The sequence below is a fragment of the Rhizobacter sp. LjRoot28 genome (assembly GCF_964253025.1).
GTDB lineage: Bacteria > Pseudomonadota > Gammaproteobacteria > Burkholderiales > Burkholderiaceae_C > Rhizobacter.
The window spans coordinates 3,057,598-3,076,450 of the sequence record NZ_CAXUQC020000001.1 but is presented as its reverse complement, the minus strand read 5'-3'; the positions used below and the strand labels follow the sequence as shown (position 1 = coordinate 3,076,450).

Genomic DNA, 18,853 nt, shown 5'->3' with positions numbered 1-18,853 from the left:
TGTCTTGTCGATCTTATTTTTCGGTGTCGACCAGGCCCTTGACGAACCACTTCTGCATCAGCATGACCACCAGCGCCGGCGGAATCATGGCCAGCACCGCGGTGGCCATGACGAGGTTCCATTCGTTGGCCGCCTCGCCGCCGCCGATCATCCGCTTGATGCCGATGACCACCGGGTACATCGACTCCTCGGTGGTCACCAGCAGCGGCCACAGGTACTGGTTCCAGCCGTAGATGAACTGGATCACGAAGAGCGCGGCGATGCTGGTGCGCGAGAGCGGCACGAGCATGTCGCGGAAGAAGCGCATCGGCCCGGCGCCGTCGATGCGCGCGGCCTCCAGCAGTTCGTCCGGCACTGTGAGGAAGAACTGGCGGAAGAGGAACGTCGCCGTGGCCGAGGCGATCAGCGGCACGGTGAGCCCGGCATAGCTGTTGAGCAGCCCGAGGTCGGCCACCACTTGGTAGGTGGGCGCGATGCGAACCTCCACCGGCAGCATGAGGGTCATGAAGATGGCCCAGAAGAACACCATGCGGAACCGGAAGCGGAAGTACACGATGGCGAACGCCGACAGCAGCGAGATGGCGATCTTGCCCAGCGCGATGACCAGGGCGGTGATCAGGCTCACGAGCATCATGCGGCCGACCGGTGCCGTGGAGCCGGCGCCCGTGCTCCGGCCCGTCAGCGCCGCCGTGTAGTTCTCCACCAGGTGGGGCCCGGGGAGCAGGGACATCGGCGCATTGACGATGTCCTCGGCGCTCTGGGTGGACGCCACGAAGGTGATGTAGAGCGGAAAGGCGACGATGATGACGCCGAGAATCAGGATGGCATGGGCCAGCAGGCCCAGGGTGGGACGGCGTTCGACCATCAGTAGTTGACCTTCTTCTCGACGAAACGGAACTGCACCACGGTGAGCGCCACGACGATGACCATCAGCACGACCGACTGCGCCGCCGAGCCGCCCAGGTCCATCGCCTTGAAGCCGTCGTAGTAGACCTTGTAGACGAGGATGGCGGTGTCACGGCCCGGCCCGCCCTGCGTGGACGCGTCCACGATGGCGAAGGTCTCGAAGAAGGCGTACACCACGTTGATCACCAGCAGGAAGAAGGTGGTCGGCGACAGCAGGGGGAACTGGATCGTCCAGAAGCGCCGCCAGGGGCGCGCGCCGTCGATGGCCGCCGCCTCGATCAGCGACTTCGGAATGCTCTGCAGCCCGGCCACGAAGAAGAGGAAGTTGTAGGAGATCTGCTTCCAGACGGCGGCCGCGACGATGAGCGCCATGGCATGGTCGCTGTCGAGCAGGTGGTTCCATTGGAAGCCGATGGCATTGAGCGCATACGACACGATGCCGATGCTGGGCGCGAACATGAAGAGCCACAGCACGCCGGCCACGGCGGGCGCCACGGCATACGGCCAGATGAGCAGCGTGCGGTAGAAGGTCGTGCCGCGCACGATGCGGTCGGCGAACACGGCGAGCAGCAACGACAGGCTGATGCCCAGCGTCGCCACGAGCAGCGAGAACACCGCCGTGATCTGGAACGACGCGAGGTAGCTCTCGTCATTGAAGAGCGCGCGGAAGTTGTCGAGCCCCACCCATTCGACGGACGTGCCGAAGGCATCCGCCTGCTGCAGCGACTGCAGCAGGGCCTGCGCCGCCGGCCAGAAGAAGAAGACGGCGATCACGGCCACCTGGGGTGCGAGCAGCACCCAAGGCAGCCAGGTCGACTTGAAGACGACTCGTTTTTCCACGCTCAGCGCTTGTTCGCCCGCTCGAACTTCTCCAGCAGTTCGTTGCCACGCTTGGTGATGGCCACGAGTGCTTCCTTCGGCGACTTCTTGCCGGCCCACACCTGTTCGAGTTCTTCATCCTCGATGGTGCGGATCTGCAGGTAGTTGCCCAGGCGGATGCCGCGGCTCTTGTCGGTCACCTTGCGGATCATCTGGGTGACCGCCACGTCGGTGCCCGGGTTCTCCTTGTAGAAGCCGGACTTCTCGGTGAGCTGGTAGGCCGCGGTGGTGACGGGCAGGTAGCCGGTGCGCTTGTGGCTGGCCGATTGCACCTCGGGGCGTGAGATGTACTGGAAGAACTCGGCCACGCCCTTGTACTCCTCGGCCTTCTTGCCCGACATCACCCACAGGCTCGCGCCGCCGATGACGGTGTTCTGCGGGGCGCCGGGCACGTCCGGGTAGAAGGGCAGGGCGGCCAGACCATAGCCGAAGCGGGCATTCTTCTTGACGTTGCCATAGAAGCCCGAGGACGTGGTGACCATCGCGCATTCACCCGAGACGAAGGACGCCTCCGGCACGTTGCCGCGGCCCTTGTAGACGAACAGGCCCTGCTTGGACATGTTGGCCAGGTTCTCGATGTGGCGCAGGTGCAGCGGGGAGTCGACGGCCAGTCGGGCGTCGAGGCCGGCGAGGCCGTTGCGCTTGGTGGCGAACTCGACGTTGTGCCAGGCGGAGAAGCTCTCCAGCTGGGTCCAGCCCTGCCAGGCGGTGGTGAACGGGCACTTGTGGCCGGACGCCTTGAGCTTGGCGGCGGCACCTGCCACCTCGGGCCAGGTGGTGGGCGCCTTGTCCGGGTCGAGGCCTGCGGCCTTGAAGGCGTCCTTGTTGTAATAGAAGATCGTCGTGGAGCTGTTGAACGGGAAGCTGATCATCTGCCCGTTCGGGGCGGTGTAGTAGCCGGCCACGGCCGAGATGTAGGCGGTCGGGTCGAACTTGAGCCCGGCGTCCTTCATGACCTGGCCCACGGGCACGGCCACGCCGCGGGCGGCCATCATCGTGGCCGTGCCCACTTCGAACACCTGCAGGATGTGCGGCGCGTTGCCGGCACGGAAGGCGGCCACGGCGGCCGTCATGGATTCGTCGTAGCTGCCCTTGAAGGTCGGGACGATGCGGTAGCGCTGCTGGCTCGCGTTGAACTCGCGGGCCAGGTCGTTCACCCATTCGCCGTTCACGGCGGTCATGGAGTGCCACCACTGGATGTCGGTCTGCGCCTGGGCGGGCAGGGCCGCGGCCAGGGCCACCAGGCCGGTTGCGAGGGTGAGGGAAGTCGAGGTCATGAAGGCTCCAGGAACGGCGCGGCGAAACGCCGGAAAAACCGACGAGTTGGCCAAAATTATGTGACACGCTGGTTTATGTCCTTCGGGTCGGTCCGCCGACATCGGGGATTACCCGCCGCCCCGGCGTGGTGCAGTGCCGGTCCTCGCCCCTGGGGAGAGCCGGAGCCGGCCGCCCGCTGCGGTACCATTCGTGTCCAAGTGCAATACAGGCGCCGTCGCTGCCTGGCAGTCATGAACGCACCGATCCCGCTCAATCACATCGCCGCCGCGGCGCACGCCCCGGACCACGCGCCCCGGCTGCGCGAAATTCCGTACAACTACACCTCCTTCTCCGACCGCGAGATCGTCATCCGCATCCTCGGCCCGCGCGCCTGGGAACTGCTGGACCGACTCCGCGAGGAGCGCCAGACGGGCCGCTCCGCCCGGATGCTGTACGAGGTGCTCGGCGACATCTGGGTGGTGCAGCGCAACCCCTACCTTCAGGACGACCTGCTCGACAACCCGAAGCGTCGGCGCCTGCTGATCGAGGCCCTGAACCACCGGCTGGGTGAAGTGCAGCAGCGTCGCACGCCAGGCACCGACCCTGCCCGTGACGCCTCCGTCGGCGAGCTGCTCGACGCGGCCACCGTTGCCGTGAAGGCCTTCGCCGACCAGTTCGAGCAGGTTGCCGAACTGCGCCGCCGTGCCACCAAGGTGCTCGGACGCCACACCGCTCGCGACAACATCAAGTTCGACGGGCTGTCTCGCGTCGCCCACGTGACCGATGCCACCGACTGGCGGGTGGAGTACCCGTTCGTGGTGCTGACGCCCGACACCGAGGCCGAGATGGCCGCGCTGGTCAAGCACTGCATCGAACTCGGCCTCACCATCATCCCGCGCGGAGGCGGCACCGGGTACACCGGCGGCGCCGTCCCGCTCACCTGGAACAGCGCGGTCATCAACACCGAGAAGCTCGAGGCGATGACCGAGGTGGAGCACGTGCGCCTGCCCGGTCTCGACCACGATGTGGCGACCATCTGGACCGAAGCGGGCGTCGTCACGCAGCGCGTGGCGGATGCGGCCGAGCGGGCCGGCTTCGTCTTCGCGGTGGACCCGACCTCGGCCGAGGCCTCCTGCGTCGGCGGCAACATCGCCATGAACGCGGGTGGCAAGAAGGCCGTGTTGTGGGGCACCGCCCTCGACAACCTGGCGTCGTGGCGCATGGTCACGCCCGAGGCGAAGTGGCTGGAAGTCACGCGGCTGGACCACAACCTGGGCAAGATCCACGATGCCGAGCTGGCGCGCTTCGAGCTCAAGTACCTCGATGCGTCCGGCAAGACGGTCGAGCGTGTCGAGCGGCTCGAGGTGCCGGGCCGCACCTTCCGCAAGGAAGGTCTCGGCAAGGACGTGACCGACAAGTTCCTCGCCGGTCTGCCGGGCATCCAGAAGGAGGGCTGCGACGGCCTCATCACCAGCGCCCGCTGGGTGGTGCACAAGATGCCGGCGCACACGCGCACCGTCTGCCTGGAGTTCTTCGGCAACGCCAAGGACGCGGTGCCCTCCATCGTGGAGATCAAGGACTTCATGTTCGCCGAGGCCCGTGCCGGTGGCGCCATCCTGGCCGGCCTCGAGCACCTCGACGACCGCTACCTGAAGGCCGTGGGCTACGCCACCAAGAGCAAGCGCGGCGGCCTGCCGAAGATGGTGCTGGTGGGCGACATCGCGGGCGACGATGCCGATGCGGTGGCCCGTGCCACCAGCGAGGTCGTGCGCATCGCCAACAGCCGTGCCGGCGAAGGCTTCGTGGCGGTGAGCCCGGATGCCCGCAAGAAATTCTGGCTCGACCGCAAGCGCACGGCGGCGATCAGCCGCCACACCAACGCCTTCAAGGTGAACGAGGACGTGGTGATCCCCTTGCCCCGCATGGGCGAGTACACCAACGGCATTGAGCGCATCAACATCGAGCTCAGCCTGCGCAACAAACTCGCGCTGGTCGATGCACTCGAAGACTTCTTCCTGCGCGGCAACCTGCCCCTGGGCAAGAGCGACGACGCGGGCGAGATCGCCTCCGCCGAGCTCCTTGAGGACCGCGTGCAGCAGGCCCTGGCGCTGCTGCGCGAGGTGCGTACCCTGTGGCAGCAATGGCTGCACGGCCTCGACGTGCTGCAGCCCGACACCGGCCGCAGCTTCTTCTTCGACCTGCAGGACCACAGCCTGCGGGCCTCCTGGAAGACGCAGATCCGCGCGCCGCTGCAGCGCATCTTCGCCGGCTCGGCCCTGTCGCCGATCGTCGACGAATGCAGCCGCATCCACAAGGAGGTGCTGCGCGGGCGGGTGTGGGTCGCCCTGCACATGCACGCCGGCGACGGCAACGTGCACACCAACATCCCGGTCAACAGCGACAACTACGAGATGCTGCAGACGGCGCACGAGGCCGTGGCGCGCATCATGGTGCTGGCGCGTTCGCTGGACGGTGTCATCTCCGGCGAGCACGGCATCGGCATCACCAAGCTCGAGTTCCTGACCGACGACGAGATCCGCGACTTCACCGAGTACAAGAAGCGGGTCGACCCGGAGGGCCGTTTCAACAAGGGCAAGCTGCTGCGCGACAGCAGCCTGAAGGCCGACCTCACCAACGCGTACACGCCGAGCTTCGGCCTGATGGGCCACGAGTCGCTCATCATGCAGCAGAGCGACATCGGCAACATCGCGAACTCGATGAAGGACTGCCTGCGCTGCGGCAAGTGCAAACCGGTGTGCGCGACCCACGTACCGCGCGCCAACCTGCTGTACAGCCCGCGCAACAAGATTCTCGCCACCTCGCTGCTGGTCGAGGCCTTCCTCTATGAGGAGCAGACCCGCCGTGGCGTGAGCGTCAAGCACTGGCAGGAGTTCGAGGACGTCGCCGACCACTGCACCGTCTGCCACAAGTGCCTGACCCCGTGCCCGGTGAAGATCGACTTCGGCGACGTGTCGATGAACATGCGCAACCTCTTGACCAAGATGGGCAAGAAGAGCTTCCGCCCGGGCAACAAGATGGCGATGATGATGCTCAACGCCACCAACCCCGAGACGATCAAGCTGCTGCGTGCGGGCATGGTGGGCGTGGGCTTCAAGGCGCAGCGCATGGCCAACAACCTGCTGCGCGGCCTGGCCCGCAAGCAGACGGCCGCGCCGCGCTCGAGCGTGGGTCCTGCCCCGGTGAAAGAGCAGGTCATCCACTTCATCAACAAGAAGTTGCCCGGTGGCCTGCCCAAGAAGACGGCGCGCGCCCTGCTCGACATCGAGGACAAGGACTACGTCCCGATCATCCGCAACCCCAAGGCGACGACCGCCGACACCGAGGCCGTCTTCTACTTCCCCGGCTGCGGCTCCGAACGCCTGTTCTCGCAGGTCGGCCTGGCCACGCAGGCGATGCTGTGGCACGCCGGCGTGCAGACCGTGCTGCCGCCGGGCTACCTCTGCTGCGGCTATCCGCAACGGGGCAGCGGGCAGTTCGACAAGGCCGACAAGATCATCACCGACAACCGGGTGCTCTTCCACCGCGTGGCCAACACGCTCAACTACCTCGACATCAAGACCGTGGTGGTGAGCTGCGGCACCTGCTACGACCAGCTGCAGGGCTACCAGTTCGACAAGATCTTCCCCGGCTGCCGCATCATCGACATCCACGAGTACCTGCTGGAGAAGGGCATCACGCTGCCGCGCCAGGGCGGGTACATGTACCACGACCCCTGCCACACGCCCCTCAAGCAGCAGGACCCGATGAAGACGGTGAAGGCGCTGATCGGCGACAACGTCGTCAAGAGCGAGCGCTGCTGTGGCGAGAGCGGAACCCTGGGCGTGACGCGCCCCGACATCTCCACCCAGGTGCGCTTCCGCAAGGAAGAGGAAATCCGCCGCAATGAAGCCACCCTGCGTGCGCAGGGCGCCGAGGGCGACCTCAAGATCCTGACCAGCTGCCCGTCCTGCCTGCAGGGCCTGAACCGTTTCGGCAACGACCTGAACAACGGCCTGCTGGAAGCCGACTACATCGTGGTGGAGATGGCCAACCAGATCCTCGGACCCGACTGGATGCCTGACTACGTGCGACAGGCAAACGCGGGCGGCATCGAGCGGGTGCTGGTCTGATGGCCTTGCAACCTGCCTGCGAGCTGTGCACATCGGCGGGGGGCGTGCCCGTCGCCGAGGGCCGGCGCTGGCGGGTGATCCGTGCGGTGGACACCGACTTCCCGGCCTTCTACCGCCTCGTCTGGACGGAGCACCTGGCCGAGTTCAGCGACCTGGAGGCGGATGAGCGGGCGGCCTGCATGGAGGCCGTCACACGCATCGAGCGGGCCCTGCGCGAGACCTTGCGGCCGACCAAGGTGAACCTGGCGACGCTGGGCAACGTGGTGCCGCACCTGCACTGGCATGTCATCGCCCGCTTCGACTGGGACAGCCATTTCCCTCAACCGGTGTGGGGGCAGCGCCAGCGGGCGGTCTTCCCCTCGGCGAGCGAGCGCCTGGGCGTGTCCCTCGACGCGCTCGACGCGGCGGTGCGGGCGGCCGTTGCCGAGTCGTGACGGCCTGGGCCTACACTCGGCGTTTCCCGTGACGCGCGAATTCCCATGGCCGGCCTGACTGCCCAAACGCCCAACCCCACCTCGATCACCGTGCACGAACAGTCGCGCGTACTCGAGATCGGCTTCGCGGACGGAGCCAGCTTCCGCATTCCCTTCGAACTGATGCGCGTCTACTCGCCTTCGGCCGAGGTGCAGGGCCACGGCCCCGGGCAGGAAGTGCTGCAGACCGGCAAACGGGACGTCGGTCTGGCCGACCTGGCCCAGGTCGGCCACTACGCCCTCCAGCCCACCTTCACCGACGGCCACAGCTCCGGCCTCTTCACCTGGGAGTACCTGTACTTCCTCGGGTCGCAGCAGGAGGCGCTGTGGCGGCAGTACGAGGAGCGGCTGGCAGCAGCCGGCAAGTCCCGAGACGCCGAGATGGCGCCGCCGCCCGCTCCGGGTTGCGGCCACTCGCACTGATTTCCCCTGAGGCCCACGCATGAGCAACACCCACTTCGGTTTCCAGACGGTCGACGAGCGCGAGAAGTCCTCGCGCGTGCGCGGCGTGTTCGACTCGGTGGCATCCCGGTACGACGTCATGAACGACCTGATGTCCATGGGCCTGCACCGGCTGTGGAAGGCGTACACCGTCGCCATCGCCCGCCTGCGCCAGGGAGACCGCGTGCTGGACATCGCCGGCGGCACGGGCGACCTGGCCCGCGCCTTCGCGAAGAAGGTGGGGCCGCAGGGGATGGTGGTGCACACCGACATCAATGAAGCCATGCTGCGCCAGGGCCGCAACCGTCTGCTCGATGAAGGCCTGGTCTTGCCGACCTCCATCTGCGACGCCGAGGCGCTGCCGTTCCCGGACAACAGCTTCGACGTGGTGAGCGTGGCCTTCGGACTGCGCAACATGACCCACAAGGACCGCGCGCTGGCCGAGATGAACCGGGTGCTTCGCCCGGGCGGTCGACTGCTGGTGCTGGAGTTCTCCAAGGTGGCGAAGCCGCTGGAGAAGGCCTACGACTGGTATTCCTTCAAGGTGCTGCCGCGCATCGGGCAGGTCGTGGCGGGCGACGCCGAAAGCTACCGCTACCTGGCCGAGTCCATCCGCATGCATCCAGGGCAGCAGGAACTGAAGGGCCTGATGAAGGCAGCAGGGTTCGCCCACGTGGATGTCCACAACCTGAGCGCGGGCGTCGTCGCCCTTCACGTCGGCATCAAGTGCTGACAGTGTGGGTGCGGGACAACGCCTCGCGCGGGCCGAGCCGTCGGGAGACGGCGTCGTGCCGGTCCGGTTGAGGTCGTCACCCCAGCGAGCGGGCGGGTGTGGCCCCGCCTGTACATCCTGCCGTCACCCCAACCGGCCCGCGGCAAATTCGGCGCGCTTGCCGGGCTGACGCCCGGCAAGCCGACGCTCTGTTCCGCGCTCGCCCGTCGGTTCGCCCGGCCGGCGGAGCGGGCCGTTGTGCAGACGGGCGCAGCCGGTGAGGCGATTCGGCGCATTTCAAAGCGTGGAGCGAGGCTGGACCGGCTCTTGCGTAAGGGCCGGCGCCTCGTGGCGACACGAGGTGACGTAGGTCAATTCGCCCCCCCGGAACCAGGGGGGGAACCCTCAATTGGAGGATGGTGGAGGGGGGCTCCGCAACGAAAATTGCAACCACTGATTGCGTGCCCTCGAACGCCGGCAACCGCCGTGCGGCCAGGGAAGAAGCGCAACGCACCAGGAAGAGCCAAATGCTGAAAGTGTTCCAGCTGCATGTGTCCATCGCAACGTTCGCCGGCATGGTTGCCGACGGCTTGCTGTGCTTTTTCGCCGTGCTGCTCGCCGCTTCCTCCCTCCAGCTGGTGCCCGGCTCGCCCGAGATCTCCACCCAGAACCTCTTCCTCATCGCCAGCGGCTTCGCCATGGTGATGTCGCTGCTGTACGCGTTCGTGGGCCTGTACCGCCCCACGCCGATCGGCTTCGGCTCCATGCTTCGCCGCACGCTGGTGGCGCTCGTCGTCGGCGGCTGCCTGACCTACCTCGTGCTCGAAAAGCTGGCGAGCAGCGGCTACGCCCATCAACTGATGCTGTCCGTCGTGCTGTACCTGCTGATCGGCCTGGTGGTGGTGCGCAGCGCGCTGTTCCTGATGCGTCGCCTGGCCACGACGCCGCGGGTGCTGATCGTCGGCACGGGGCCGGAGGCCCAGAGCGTGGCCACCGACCTCATGACCCTCAAGCGCGTGGAGCGTGATGTGGTCGGCTTCTTCGCCACCGACGCCGCCGAGGCGCAGAGCGGCACGATGCGCGGCCATCCCGTGTTCTCCGGCGCCCAGTCCATCGAGGAGATCGTCTCGGCCCACAACGTCGACGAGATCATCGTCGCCGTGCGCGAACAGCGCGGTGGCGGCGTTCCCATGGACCAGCTGCTGGCCTGTCGCATCCGGGGCATCCCCATCCTCGACCTGGCGGGGTTCTACGAGCGGGCCAAGTCCGAAGTGCCCATCGACAGCCTGAAGGCCAGTTGGCTGGTCTACGGCCATGGCTTCGTCCAGGGCCGCGCCCGCCGCATCGCCAAGCGGACCTTCGACATCGTGAGCTCGTCGGTGCTGCTGGTGGTGGCCTCGCCGGTGATGCTGATCACCATGATCGCCATCAAGCTCGACAGCCCGGGGCCGGTGCTCTACAGCCAGGAGCGGGTCGGCCTGGGCGGCAAGGGCTTCATGTGCCTGAAGTTCCGCAGCATGCGCACCGACGCCGAAAAGGATGGCCAGGCCGTCTGGGCGCAGAAGAACGATGCGCGCGTCACCCGCGTGGGCGCCTTCATCCGCAAGACCCGCATCGACGAGTTGCCGCAGCTCTTCAGCGTGCTCAAGGGCGAGATGAGCATGGTCGGCCCGCGCCCCGAGCGCCCGACCTTCGTCAAGCAGCTGAAGGAAATCATCCCGTTCTATGATGTGCGCCACAGCATCAAGCCAGGCGTGACCGGCTGGGCGCAGGTTCGTTACAGTTATGGCGCATCGGTCGATGACGCGCGCAAGAAGCACCAGTACGACCTCTACTACGTGAAGAACAACTCTTTGCTGCTGGATCTCCTGGTGCTGATTGAAACGGTGAGCGTCGTGCTCTTCCGTGAAGGTGCTCATTGATCGGCATGCGCTTCGGTTCCAGTGGATTGCAAAGGGAAATTCAGATGATTGCCAAGCGTGTCGTGCTGCTCTGGGGAGCGTTGCTCTCTGCCGTCCTCCTGTCGGCCTGCGGCTCCCTGAACAGCTATCCGGCGGCCCCCCAGTCGGCCGCCTCGCCCGATCACCGCTACAAGATCGGCCCGCTCGATACCCTCAACATCGTGGTGTGGCGCAACCCGGAGTTGTCGTCCAACGTGACGGTGCGTCCGGATGGCCGCATCTCCACGCCGCTGGTCGAAGACCTGGTGGCCGCCGGCCGCAGCCCGGCCGACCTGGCCCGCGAGGTCGAGGGCGTGCTGGCGAAGTACGTGCGTGATCCCGTGGTGACGGTGGTGGTGAGCGGCTTCCAGGGCACTTACTCCGACCAGATTCGCATCGTCGGTGAAGCCGCCCGTCCGCAGGCCGTGGCCTATCGCCAGAACATGACCGTGCTCGACGTGATGATCCAGGTCGGCGGCCTGACCGATTTCGCGGACGGCAACGGTGCCGTCCTGGTGCGCGGCTCGGAGAACGGCAAGCAGTACTCGGTCCGCCTCAAGGACCTGCTCAAGCGTGGCGACATCTCCGCCAACGTGGCCGTGCTGCCGGGCGACATCGTGATCGTGCCGCAAAGCTGGTTCTGACGACGCGGCCTTCTGCCGCCCCGTCACCGCGGGCGGCTGTCTGAGCGGCTGCTCCGGCACCCGCTCGACCTTTTGCCATCGCATGCAACGCTCCGCGTGCCGGCGCCATCGATCAGGACCCGACGGGTCCCGGCGCGGCGCACTTTGAAGTATCTCCCGGACGCAACCCCGACAGGCCATGGACACTTTCTTGACGATGATGCGGTACGACGTGCGGCGGATGTGGGATCGCCGCTGGCTCGTCGCAGCCATCGCCTGGGCCCTTGCCCTTCTTTTCGGCGCGATGCTGTTCTTCGTGCGCGACCGCTACGAAGCCTCGGCGCGCATCTATGTCGACACCCAGACGGTCCTGAAGCCACTGATGGCCGGCCTGGCCTTCCAGCCCGACATCGACCAGCAGGTCCGCATGCTCGCGCGCACGCTGATTTCGCGTCCCAACGTCGAGCGGCTGTACGAAGACCCGAAGATCGGCCTGCAGCGTCCGCCGCCGCCTCGCTACGACATGGCCGTCGAGCGCCTGAAGGACGCCATCAAGGTCACGCCGAGCGGGGGTGGCAACCTCTTCACGATCAGCTACCGCGACAGCGATTCCGGTCGGGCCCAGCGTCTGGTGGAAGCGCTCGTCGCCGTGTTCGTGGCCTCGAGCGAGGACACCAAGCAGCGCGACTCCACCGAGGCTCGCCGCTTCATCGAGGAGCAGATCAAGGACTACGAGGCGAAGCTCGTGCAGGCAGAGAACCGCTTGAAGGAGTTCAAGCTGCAGAATTTCGGGGTCACGGGCGTGGCCAACCAGGATCACTTCACCCGGCTGGCCTCGTTGTCGGACGAGGTGGCGAAGCTGAAGCTGGAGCTGTCGTCGGCCCAGCAGTCGCGTGACGCGCTCAAGCGCGAGTTGGCCGCCGAAGACCCGCAGCTGCCCCCGGAGTCGATGCCGAGCAACATGGCCGCGGCGCCGTCCGAACTCGAGCAGCGGCTGCAGGCCCAGTACCGCAACCTCGACGACCTGCTGCGCCGATACACCGAAGACCACCCCGACGTGCTGAGCGCGCGCCGGATGATCGCCTCGATGGAAAAGCAGATCAAGGACGAACAGGAAGGGCCGGCCAAGGGCGGTCGCAGCCGCGGCTCCGCCGCCACCAATCCGGTCTACCAACGCCTGCGCGTGTCACTGGCCGAGGCTGAGGCCAACATCGCCTCGCTGCGCTCGCAACTGGCCGTGCAGGAAGGCCGGTTGGAGCAGGTGCGCGGCCTGGCGAGCCGGATGCCGCAAGTGGAGGCCGACCTCTCGCAGCTGAACCGCGACTACGACATCGTCCGCAAGAACTACGAGCAGCTGGTGTCGCGCCGCGAGGCCGCCTCCCTGGGCGTGAAGATCGATCAATCCTCCCACCTCGCCGACTTCCGCATCGTCGAGCCGCCTCGCGTGGCGCCCAAGCCGGTGTTCCCGAGCCGGAAGATCCTGGCCGTGCTCGCCATGTTCGCCTCGTTGGCGCTCGCGGCAGCGGCCGTCTTCGGGCTGGGTCGGCTGAAGCCGACCGTCGATTCCATTTCGCAGATGCACCAGTTGGCGTCCCGGCCGGTGCTCGGCTCCGTCTCCCTGCTGCGCGGGACGGAGCAACGCGAGCAACGACGGCAAGATGTCTTCCGCTTCGCCAGCGTCATGGGCCTCTTCGTCGTGGCTCACGTCGTGTGGGTCGCGATGATCGCCTGGTACGGCGTCTGACCTGGAGATTCCGATGAGCACGATTCAGCAAGCCGCCAAGCGCCTCGAAGAACTTCGCCGCGCCGGCGTGTCGATCCCGTGGGAAACCGAATCACCGGAGGCCGCGGCCACGCGTGCGGCGGCCGCGGGCGACGAGGTTCCCCGCATGGCCGCCGTCGATCCGGTGGACGCCGTCCAGGCCCGGCCGGAGGCGCCCGCTCCGGCCGTGAAACCCGCACCGGCGCGTGTGCCGAGCGGCCGCCAATCCGAAGTGGTGAAGCTCGATCTGACACAACTGGCCGATGCCGGGTACCTGGTGCCTGGCAACGACAACAACCAGCTGGCCGAAGAATTCCGCGCCATCAAGCGGCCGCTCATCCGCAATGCCCAGGGGAAGGGTGCGGCCCCCGTCCACCACGCGAACCTGGTCGTCGTCACCAGCGCATTGGCCGGGGAGGGCAAGACCTTCTTCGCGATGAACCTCGCGCTGAGCATCGCCATGGAGCTGGATGCGTCGGCCTTGCTCATCGAGGCCGACATCCTCAAGCCGGCCGTCATGAGCCGCCTGGGCCTGGCGCCGCGCCGGGGCCTGCTCGACCTGCTCAATGATCCGGCGCTCGACCCGGCGGAGGTCATGCTCCGGACCAACGTCCCGAAGCTCAGCCTGTTGCCGGCAGGCAACCGCTCGGTCCACACGACCGAGCTGCTGGCCAGCACGCGCATGGGCGAATTCCTGGACGAGCTCGCCACCCGCTATGCCGATCGCATCATCGTCTTCGATGCGCCGCCCTTGCTGATGACGAGCGAGGCCCAGGTGCTGGCCAGCCGGGCCGGCCAGGTGGTGGTGCTGGCGGAAGCCGGCCGAACGCCGGCGGCGGCCTTCGCCCAGGCCATGTCCAAGGTGGAATCCTGCCCCGTCGTGATGACCGCGCTCAACAAGAGCAAGGAGTCCAACGGCGGGGTGGTGTATGGCTACGGCGCCGACTCGATGTACGCCGAAATGCAGGGGGCCGCGTGACCGGCCGCCGCAGCGGGCTGCCGGCGTCGGTTCAGCGCCGGTTGCAGACCGGCACCCTGCTGTCGCTGCTGCTGGCCGGCATCTGCTCCGTGCAGGCGCAAGGCCTGCGCGTGCCGGGGACCATGCCCGTCCCGGGAAGCTCGACCGTGGCGCCCGATCCGTTGGCGCCGCCGGCTGTGCCGGGCATGCCGGAGCCCCTGCCGCCTCTCGGCACGCCAGGCGCCGTGCCCGCCGCACCTCCCGCCGGCGTGCAGCCGCCCGGCGGCTCGGCCCCGGTTCGCGGGCTCGAGCGCGGCCTGGGCCAGCCGGTCGAAGGCAACCCCCTGGTGGCACCGCGGGTCTCGCGCACCACGTTCCTCGAAGGTGAACTGATCACCCGCGCCACCGGCACCGACCGAGGGCGGCTGGACCGTGAATCCGGCAAGGACCTGATCCTCGGCGTGAGCCCCCGGCTCAGCATGCGAACCCGCGGCGCGCGGGTCCGCCTGGATGCCACCGTCGGTTTCGACCACGTTCGCTACATCAAGCACACCGACGAGGACTACACCCAGCCCCGGGTCAACCTCGCCGCGCAGACCACCCTCGTCGACAACCTGCTTTTCCTCGACGGCGGGATCGACATCGACCGCCGCGCCGAGTCGCCGTATTCGGTGCAGACGGCCGATGTGCCGTCGGAGGAGCAGGTCGAGACGTCGATCTACCGCTTGAGCCCGCGGCTCGAGCAGCGCCGCCCGTCCGGCTGGAACACGCTGCTGCGCAGCGACAACATCTGGGCCCGGCGCTCCTATTCGCAGGTGCCGTCCACGGGGCAGGAGGGCGACTCCTACTCGCAGAGCACGCTGGCCCGCATCGAACGCCAGCCCGAGCCGTTCGGGTTCGGCCTCGAGGGCGGTCGGGAGTTGCTGCGCTACCAGGACCAGGACGACGACGTGGTGCGCATCGAGAACGCGCGCGCCTCGGTGAGCATGGCCGTGACGCCCCAGGTCACGACCTGGTTGCTCGGCGGCGCCGAACGCAGCCACTTCCTCGGGCGCAGCCAGACCGATTCCGATTTCGGCGTGCGCGTGCGCTGGGCACCGCTGGAGCGGTCCGTGTTCGATGCCGAGGTGCGCAAGCGCTTCTTCGGCACCGGCTTCAACGCCCAGTGGAACCACCGCCATCGCAATTTCGGCTTGACGCTGTCCGGCAGCCGCGAGCCGCTCACGCAGCCGGAAGCGGTGCAGCTGTCCGGCAACATCGGTGAACAGTTCGACGCGATGTTCCGGTCGCGCGGCTACACGCCCTCGCAGCGCGAGGCGCTCGTGCGTGCGGCCCTGGAGGCCTACGGCCTGCCGGCCAACCTGGCCGATCCGGTCGGCCTGCACGTCAACCGGCCCCAGCTTTCCACCACGGCCTCGGGGATGCTGAGCATCATGGGGCGGCGCTCGGTGTTCGTCCTCTCGGCCTACTACCGGAAGCTCGTGCAGTTGCGGCGCGACGGTGACATCGAGGTCCCGGGCGTGCAGGGGGACCGTCGGCAGTACGGCGGTCAGCTCTCGGCCACCTTCCGCGTCACGCCCTTGTCGTCCCTCGACGCCTCCTGGCGCTTCGACGATTCGCGTGGCATCGGTGCCGATGCGATGCGGGCGTCGCGTGATCAGGTGTTCTCGATCGGTACCTCGCATGCCATGTCGCCGCGCACCCGCGTGAACCTGTCCGTCCAGCACCATGTCCTCGAGACGGCCGAGCCGTCCCGTCCGTCGTCGGCTTCGGCCAACAGTGCCACGCTCGGCCTCCATTACCGCTTCTAGGTCCTCCGGTGTTCGAAACCCATTTCGGCTTCAGTGCCCCGCCGTTCCAGCTCAACCCCGACCCGACGTTCTACTTCGGCAGCAAGGGGCACAGCAACGCGCTGGCGTACCTGCAATACGGCGTTCACCAGGCAGAGGGTTTCATCGTCGTCACCGGGGACATCGGTGCCGGCAAGACCACGCTCGTGCGCACGCTGCTCGAAGGGCTGGACTCGACCCAGGTCAAGGCCGCCCAGATCGCCAGCACGCAGCTTGATGCCACCGGGCTGCTGCAGGCCATGCTGACCGCCTTCGGTGTTCCTCACCAGCCGGGTGCCCAGTCGAAGGCCAGCCTCATCTCCACGCTCGAAGCGTTCTTCATGACGCTCGCCATCAAGAACAAGCGGGCGCTGCTGGTCGTGGACGAGGCACAGAACCTCAGCATGGATGCGATCGAAGAGCTTCGCATGCTCTCGAACTTCCAGCTGCGCAAGCAGGCGCTGCTGCAGAGCTTCCTCGTGGGGCAGCCTGAACTGCGCGGCATGCTCGAGTCCCAGCGGCTCGAACAGCTGCGACAGCGCGTCATCGCGTCGTGCCACCTGGGGCCGCTCGACCTCGACGAAACCCGTCGCTACATCGAGCACCGCCTGAACCGGGTGGGCTGGAAGGGCAACCCGAGCTTCGAGGATGCCGCCTTCCCCCGCATCCACCAGGCCACCGGCGGCATTCCGCGTCGCATCAACCTGCTGTGCAACCGGCTGCTGCTGTCGGCGTTCCTCGAGAACCTGAACCGCATCGACGAAGACCACATCGTGCGCATCGCGCGCGAACTGCGCGACGAGGTCGGCGAAACAACGGTGGCCATGGCTCCCGTGCGGCCGGCGGAGCCGCGTGCCCAGCGCGTGGCGGAGCCCCGCACCGTGGTGCCCGTGCCGATGCCCGGCCCCGCAGAGCAGCCCGAGCGGTCCCTGGCCCTGCACCGCATCGCGCGCCTCGACGTGCAGGGCGAGCGCACCGTCATGTGCCTTGTCGACTCGCCGGCCAGCTACTTCAAGGCCGCGCTGCTGGCCTCGGCGCTGGAGCAGGGAGAGTCCGCCTGCCGCGTGGTGGTGGTCGGCTGCCGCACGGCCCAGCAGCTCGGGCCGGTGGAAAACTATGCCGAGGCGGTGGACCTGCCCTCGCTCGAAGTCCATCTGGGCGTGCAGTCCGGTGGGGCGGCCCGCCGTACCGCCGACAGCGTGCTCCGGTTCGAGACGCTGCTCGACGAGTTCGATCCCGACGCGGTCGTGCCCCTCGGGCTGTCGGACGATCTCGTCTCGTGTGTGATGCTGGCCATTCGCCGCGGCATCCCGTCGCTCCGGGTCGACGCCGGCAGCTTGCCGCCGGAGTCCTTTCCGGGCCCGCGCATCAATGCCGACGTGCTGGATCGGCTGTCGAGCGTGCTGTATGCACCCACGCGCGTCGCCTCGTTGGCGCTCGCCCAGAGCGGGGTGCCGGCGCATCGCATCCAGGTCGTGGGCAGCGTGCTGCTCGACGGCGTCGCCGCGGCCCAGACCGCGGGCACGCTGGCCAACGCCCTCATGGCCCACCACGGTCTCGGGTCCGATTTCATCCTGGTCACCTCGCGCGTCGGGGAAGGGCGCCTGGCGGCGGCCTCGCTCAGCAAACTCGTGCTGATGCTGTCCCGCGTGCGGGGCGAGCGTTCCATGCTCTGGCTGGTCTGCGGCGAGACGCAGTCCGCGCTGCGGGCCCAGGGCCTGGGCACCGTGCTGTCCCGCTCGGGCATCGCGCTGGCGTCGTTGCCGGTCTTCTCGGCCAAGCTGCCCATCCTGGAACGCGCGTCGCACCTTGTCACCGACGCGCAGGACGACCTGGTCGAAGTGGCGTTCGCCCTGGGCAAGAAGGTGTTGCTCGTCGACGAGGAGGGCCAGGCGCCGATGGTGACCGATCCCGCCATGGCCTGGCTGCCGCTCAACGCCACCGACCTCGGCCCGGCACAGCCTCCACGGGACGCGCGCAATCCCGACGGCGGCGCCGCGCCTGCCGTCGCGCGCCACCTTCGCGGATGGCTTGCCGACCCGGCTGGCCAGGCCTCCCTTCGTCCTGAGGGCGCTCCCGCGGCGCGCCTGCTCAGCGAGAGAGCCTGACCGCGCCCGGCGTGTGCAACGCCTGACACCGACCGAAGCCTTCCATGAATGACGCCATCACCGTCCTGATGTACCACGCCGTGGGCGACGAGCGCGGCGCCTGCGAAGGCGCCGATGCCCACTACGCCGTCTCGTCCCGGCAGTTCGCCACGCATCTGGCGCTCGCGCGCGACAACGGCCTGGCCGTGCGCAGCGTGGCCGACATCCTGCGCCGCGACCGCGCCGAGCGCTGCGTTGCCTTCACCTTCGACGACGGCCATGCGAGCAACGGCCCGGCGGCCGAACTGATCGCGCGCCACGGCGGCAGCGCCGACTTCTTCATCAACCCCTCCAATGTCGGCACGCCGCACTACCTCGGATGGAGCGACCTGCGCGACATGGCTGCCGCCGGCATGTCGATCCAGTCCCATGGCCAGCAGCATGTCTACCTCGATGACCTGGCGCCGGGCGAGGTGGATGCGCAACTGGGGGACTCCCGCAAGGCCATCGAGGACCAGCTCGGCACGCCGGTGACCATCTTTGCGCCCCCTGGCGGACGGGTGGTGGCTGACATGGCCGGCGTTGCGCGGCGCGCCGGTTACAGCGCGGTGTGCTCTTCGCGTGTCGGCCTCTGGCACCGGGATGAAGGCCCCTGGGACATCGCCCGCCTGGCCGTGCTGCTGGGCACGGCCGACGCGCAGGTGGCCCGCTGGATGCGGCAGGACCGCTGGGAGATGGCCAACCGGCGCGCGCGCCATGCGGTGCTGTCGTCCGCCAAGCGCCTGCTCGGCAATCAGCGCTACGACCGGTTGCGGGCCCAGCTGCTCGGCAGCGGCCGCGACGCCTGAGGCCGGCC

14 protein-coding genes are annotated in these 18,853 nt (G+C 67.8%); 11 read left to right on the top strand and 3 right to left on the bottom strand.

The genetic code is table 11. The annotated features are described in order from the left end of the window. Positions 1–13: 13 nt before the first annotated feature. The 3 genes from ugpE to ugpB are packed head-to-tail and all read right to left on the bottom strand — an operon-like array spanning position 14 to position 3,062. A complete protein-coding gene (gene ugpE, locus ACSQ2F_RS13965; RefSeq protein ID WP_436023780.1) occupies positions 14–865 on the bottom strand; it encodes a sn-glycerol-3-phosphate ABC transporter permease UgpE in 852 nt (283 codons plus the stop codon). Continuing rightward, entirely contained in the window at positions 865–1,746 is an 882-nt protein-coding gene (gene ugpA, locus ACSQ2F_RS13960; RefSeq protein WP_436023778.1) for a sn-glycerol-3-phosphate ABC transporter permease UgpA, read from the bottom strand. Before ugpA ends, ugpE begins: the two co-directional genes overlap by 1 nt. Before the next feature lie 2 nt (positions 1,747–1,748). After that, entirely contained in the window at positions 1,749–3,062 is a 1,314-nt protein-coding gene (ugpB, locus tag ACSQ2F_RS13955) for a sn-glycerol-3-phosphate ABC transporter substrate-binding protein UgpB (RefSeq protein WP_436023776.1), read from the bottom strand. 231 nt (positions 3,063–3,293) lie between these two features. Here ugpB and ACSQ2F_RS13950 point away from each other — a divergent pair, with 231 nt between their 5' ends. The 11 genes from ACSQ2F_RS13950 to ACSQ2F_RS13900 all read left to right on the top strand — a co-directional run bounded on the left by ACSQ2F_RS13950 (position 3,294) and on the right by ACSQ2F_RS13900 (position 18,845). Further along, positions 3,294–7,172 (top strand): DUF3683 domain-containing protein, encoded by a 3,879-nt coding sequence (locus ACSQ2F_RS13950; RefSeq protein WP_436023774.1) that lies wholly within the window; start codon positions 3,294–3,296, stop codon positions 7,170–7,172. Then, positions 7,172–7,606 (top strand): HIT family protein, encoded by a 435-nt coding sequence (locus ACSQ2F_RS13945; RefSeq protein ID WP_436023772.1) that lies wholly within the window; start codon positions 7,172–7,174, stop codon positions 7,604–7,606. Before ACSQ2F_RS13950 ends, ACSQ2F_RS13945 begins: the two co-directional genes overlap by 1 nt. 45 nt (positions 7,607–7,651) lie before the next feature. Beyond that, positions 7,652–8,068, top strand: coding sequence for a gamma-butyrobetaine hydroxylase-like domain-containing protein (locus ACSQ2F_RS13940; RefSeq protein WP_436023770.1), 417 nt, complete (start codon positions 7,652–7,654; stop codon positions 8,066–8,068). Between the two features lie 19 nt (positions 8,069–8,087). Continuing rightward, a complete protein-coding gene (gene ubiE, locus ACSQ2F_RS13935) occupies positions 8,088–8,819 on the top strand; it encodes a bifunctional demethylmenaquinone methyltransferase/2-methoxy-6-polyprenyl-1,4-benzoquinol methylase UbiE (RefSeq protein ID WP_436023768.1) in 732 nt (243 codons plus the stop codon). 506 nt (positions 8,820–9,325) lie between these two features. Next, entirely contained in the window at positions 9,326–10,720 is a 1,395-nt protein-coding gene (locus ACSQ2F_RS13930; RefSeq protein ID WP_436023766.1) for a TIGR03013 family XrtA/PEP-CTERM system glycosyltransferase, read from the top strand. Between the two features lie 44 nt (positions 10,721–10,764). Then, positions 10,765–11,382 carry an XrtA/PEP-CTERM system exopolysaccharide export protein gene (locus ACSQ2F_RS13925; RefSeq protein ID WP_436023764.1) on the top strand — a complete coding sequence of 206 codons (618 nt, stop codon included), beginning with the start codon at positions 10,765–10,767 and terminating at the stop codon, positions 11,380–11,382. A gap of 178 nt (positions 11,383–11,560) precedes the next feature. Next, complete coding sequence (locus ACSQ2F_RS13920) at positions 11,561–13,105, top strand: XrtA system polysaccharide chain length determinant (protein WP_436023762.1); 1,545 nt, start codon at positions 11,561–11,563, stop codon at positions 13,103–13,105. A gap of 13 nt (positions 13,106–13,118) precedes the next feature. After that, entirely contained in the window at positions 13,119–14,102 is a 984-nt protein-coding gene (locus tag ACSQ2F_RS13915) for an XrtA-associated tyrosine autokinase (protein ID WP_436023760.1), read from the top strand. Further along, positions 14,099–15,892 (top strand): TIGR03016 family PEP-CTERM system-associated outer membrane protein, encoded by a 1,794-nt coding sequence (locus ACSQ2F_RS13910; protein ID WP_436023758.1) that lies wholly within the window; start codon positions 14,099–14,101, stop codon positions 15,890–15,892. The genes ACSQ2F_RS13915 and ACSQ2F_RS13910 overlap by 4 nt, the downstream gene beginning before the upstream one ends. Before the next feature lie 8 nt (positions 15,893–15,900). Then, positions 15,901–18,018 carry an XrtA/PEP-CTERM system-associated ATPase gene (locus ACSQ2F_RS13905; RefSeq protein ID WP_436023756.1) on the top strand — a complete coding sequence of 706 codons (2,118 nt, stop codon included), beginning with the start codon at positions 15,901–15,903 and terminating at the stop codon, positions 18,016–18,018. Between the two features lie 44 nt (positions 18,019–18,062). Further along, on the top strand, positions 18,063–18,845 hold the full coding sequence (locus ACSQ2F_RS13900; RefSeq protein ID WP_436023754.1) for a polysaccharide deacetylase family protein: 783 nt from the start codon (positions 18,063–18,065) through the stop codon (positions 18,843–18,845). The last annotated feature ends 8 nt before the right edge of the window (positions 18,846–18,853 follow it).

Coding starts and splice junctions, on each gene's coding strand:
- ugpE (WP_436023780.1), bottom strand. CDS start 865: ATGGTCGAACGCCGTCCCACCCTGGGCCTGCTGGCCCATGCCATCCTG.
- ACSQ2F_RS13915 (WP_436023760.1), top strand. CDS start 13,119: ATGAGCACGATTCAGCAAGCCGCCAAGCGCCTCGAAGAACTTCGCCGC.
- ACSQ2F_RS13940 (WP_436023770.1), top strand. CDS start 7,652: ATGGCCGGCCTGACTGCCCAAACGCCCAACCCCACCTCGATCACCGTG.
- ubiE (WP_436023768.1), top strand. CDS start 8,088: ATGAGCAACACCCACTTCGGTTTCCAGACGGTCGACGAGCGCGAGAAG.
- ACSQ2F_RS13930 (WP_436023766.1), top strand. CDS start 9,326: ATGCTGAAAGTGTTCCAGCTGCATGTGTCCATCGCAACGTTCGCCGGC.
- ugpB (WP_436023776.1), bottom strand. CDS start 3,062: ATGACCTCGACTTCCCTCACCCTCGCAACCGGCCTGGTGGCCCTGGCC.
- ACSQ2F_RS13945 (WP_436023772.1), top strand. CDS start 7,172: ATGGCCTTGCAACCTGCCTGCGAGCTGTGCACATCGGCGGGGGGCGTG.
- ACSQ2F_RS13900 (WP_436023754.1), top strand. CDS start 18,063: ATGAATGACGCCATCACCGTCCTGATGTACCACGCCGTGGGCGACGAG.
- ACSQ2F_RS13920 (WP_436023762.1), top strand. CDS start 11,561: ATGGACACTTTCTTGACGATGATGCGGTACGACGTGCGGCGGATGTGG.
- ACSQ2F_RS13925 (WP_436023764.1), top strand. CDS start 10,765: ATGATTGCCAAGCGTGTCGTGCTGCTCTGGGGAGCGTTGCTCTCTGCC.
- ACSQ2F_RS13950 (WP_436023774.1), top strand. CDS start 3,294: ATGAACGCACCGATCCCGCTCAATCACATCGCCGCCGCGGCGCACGCC.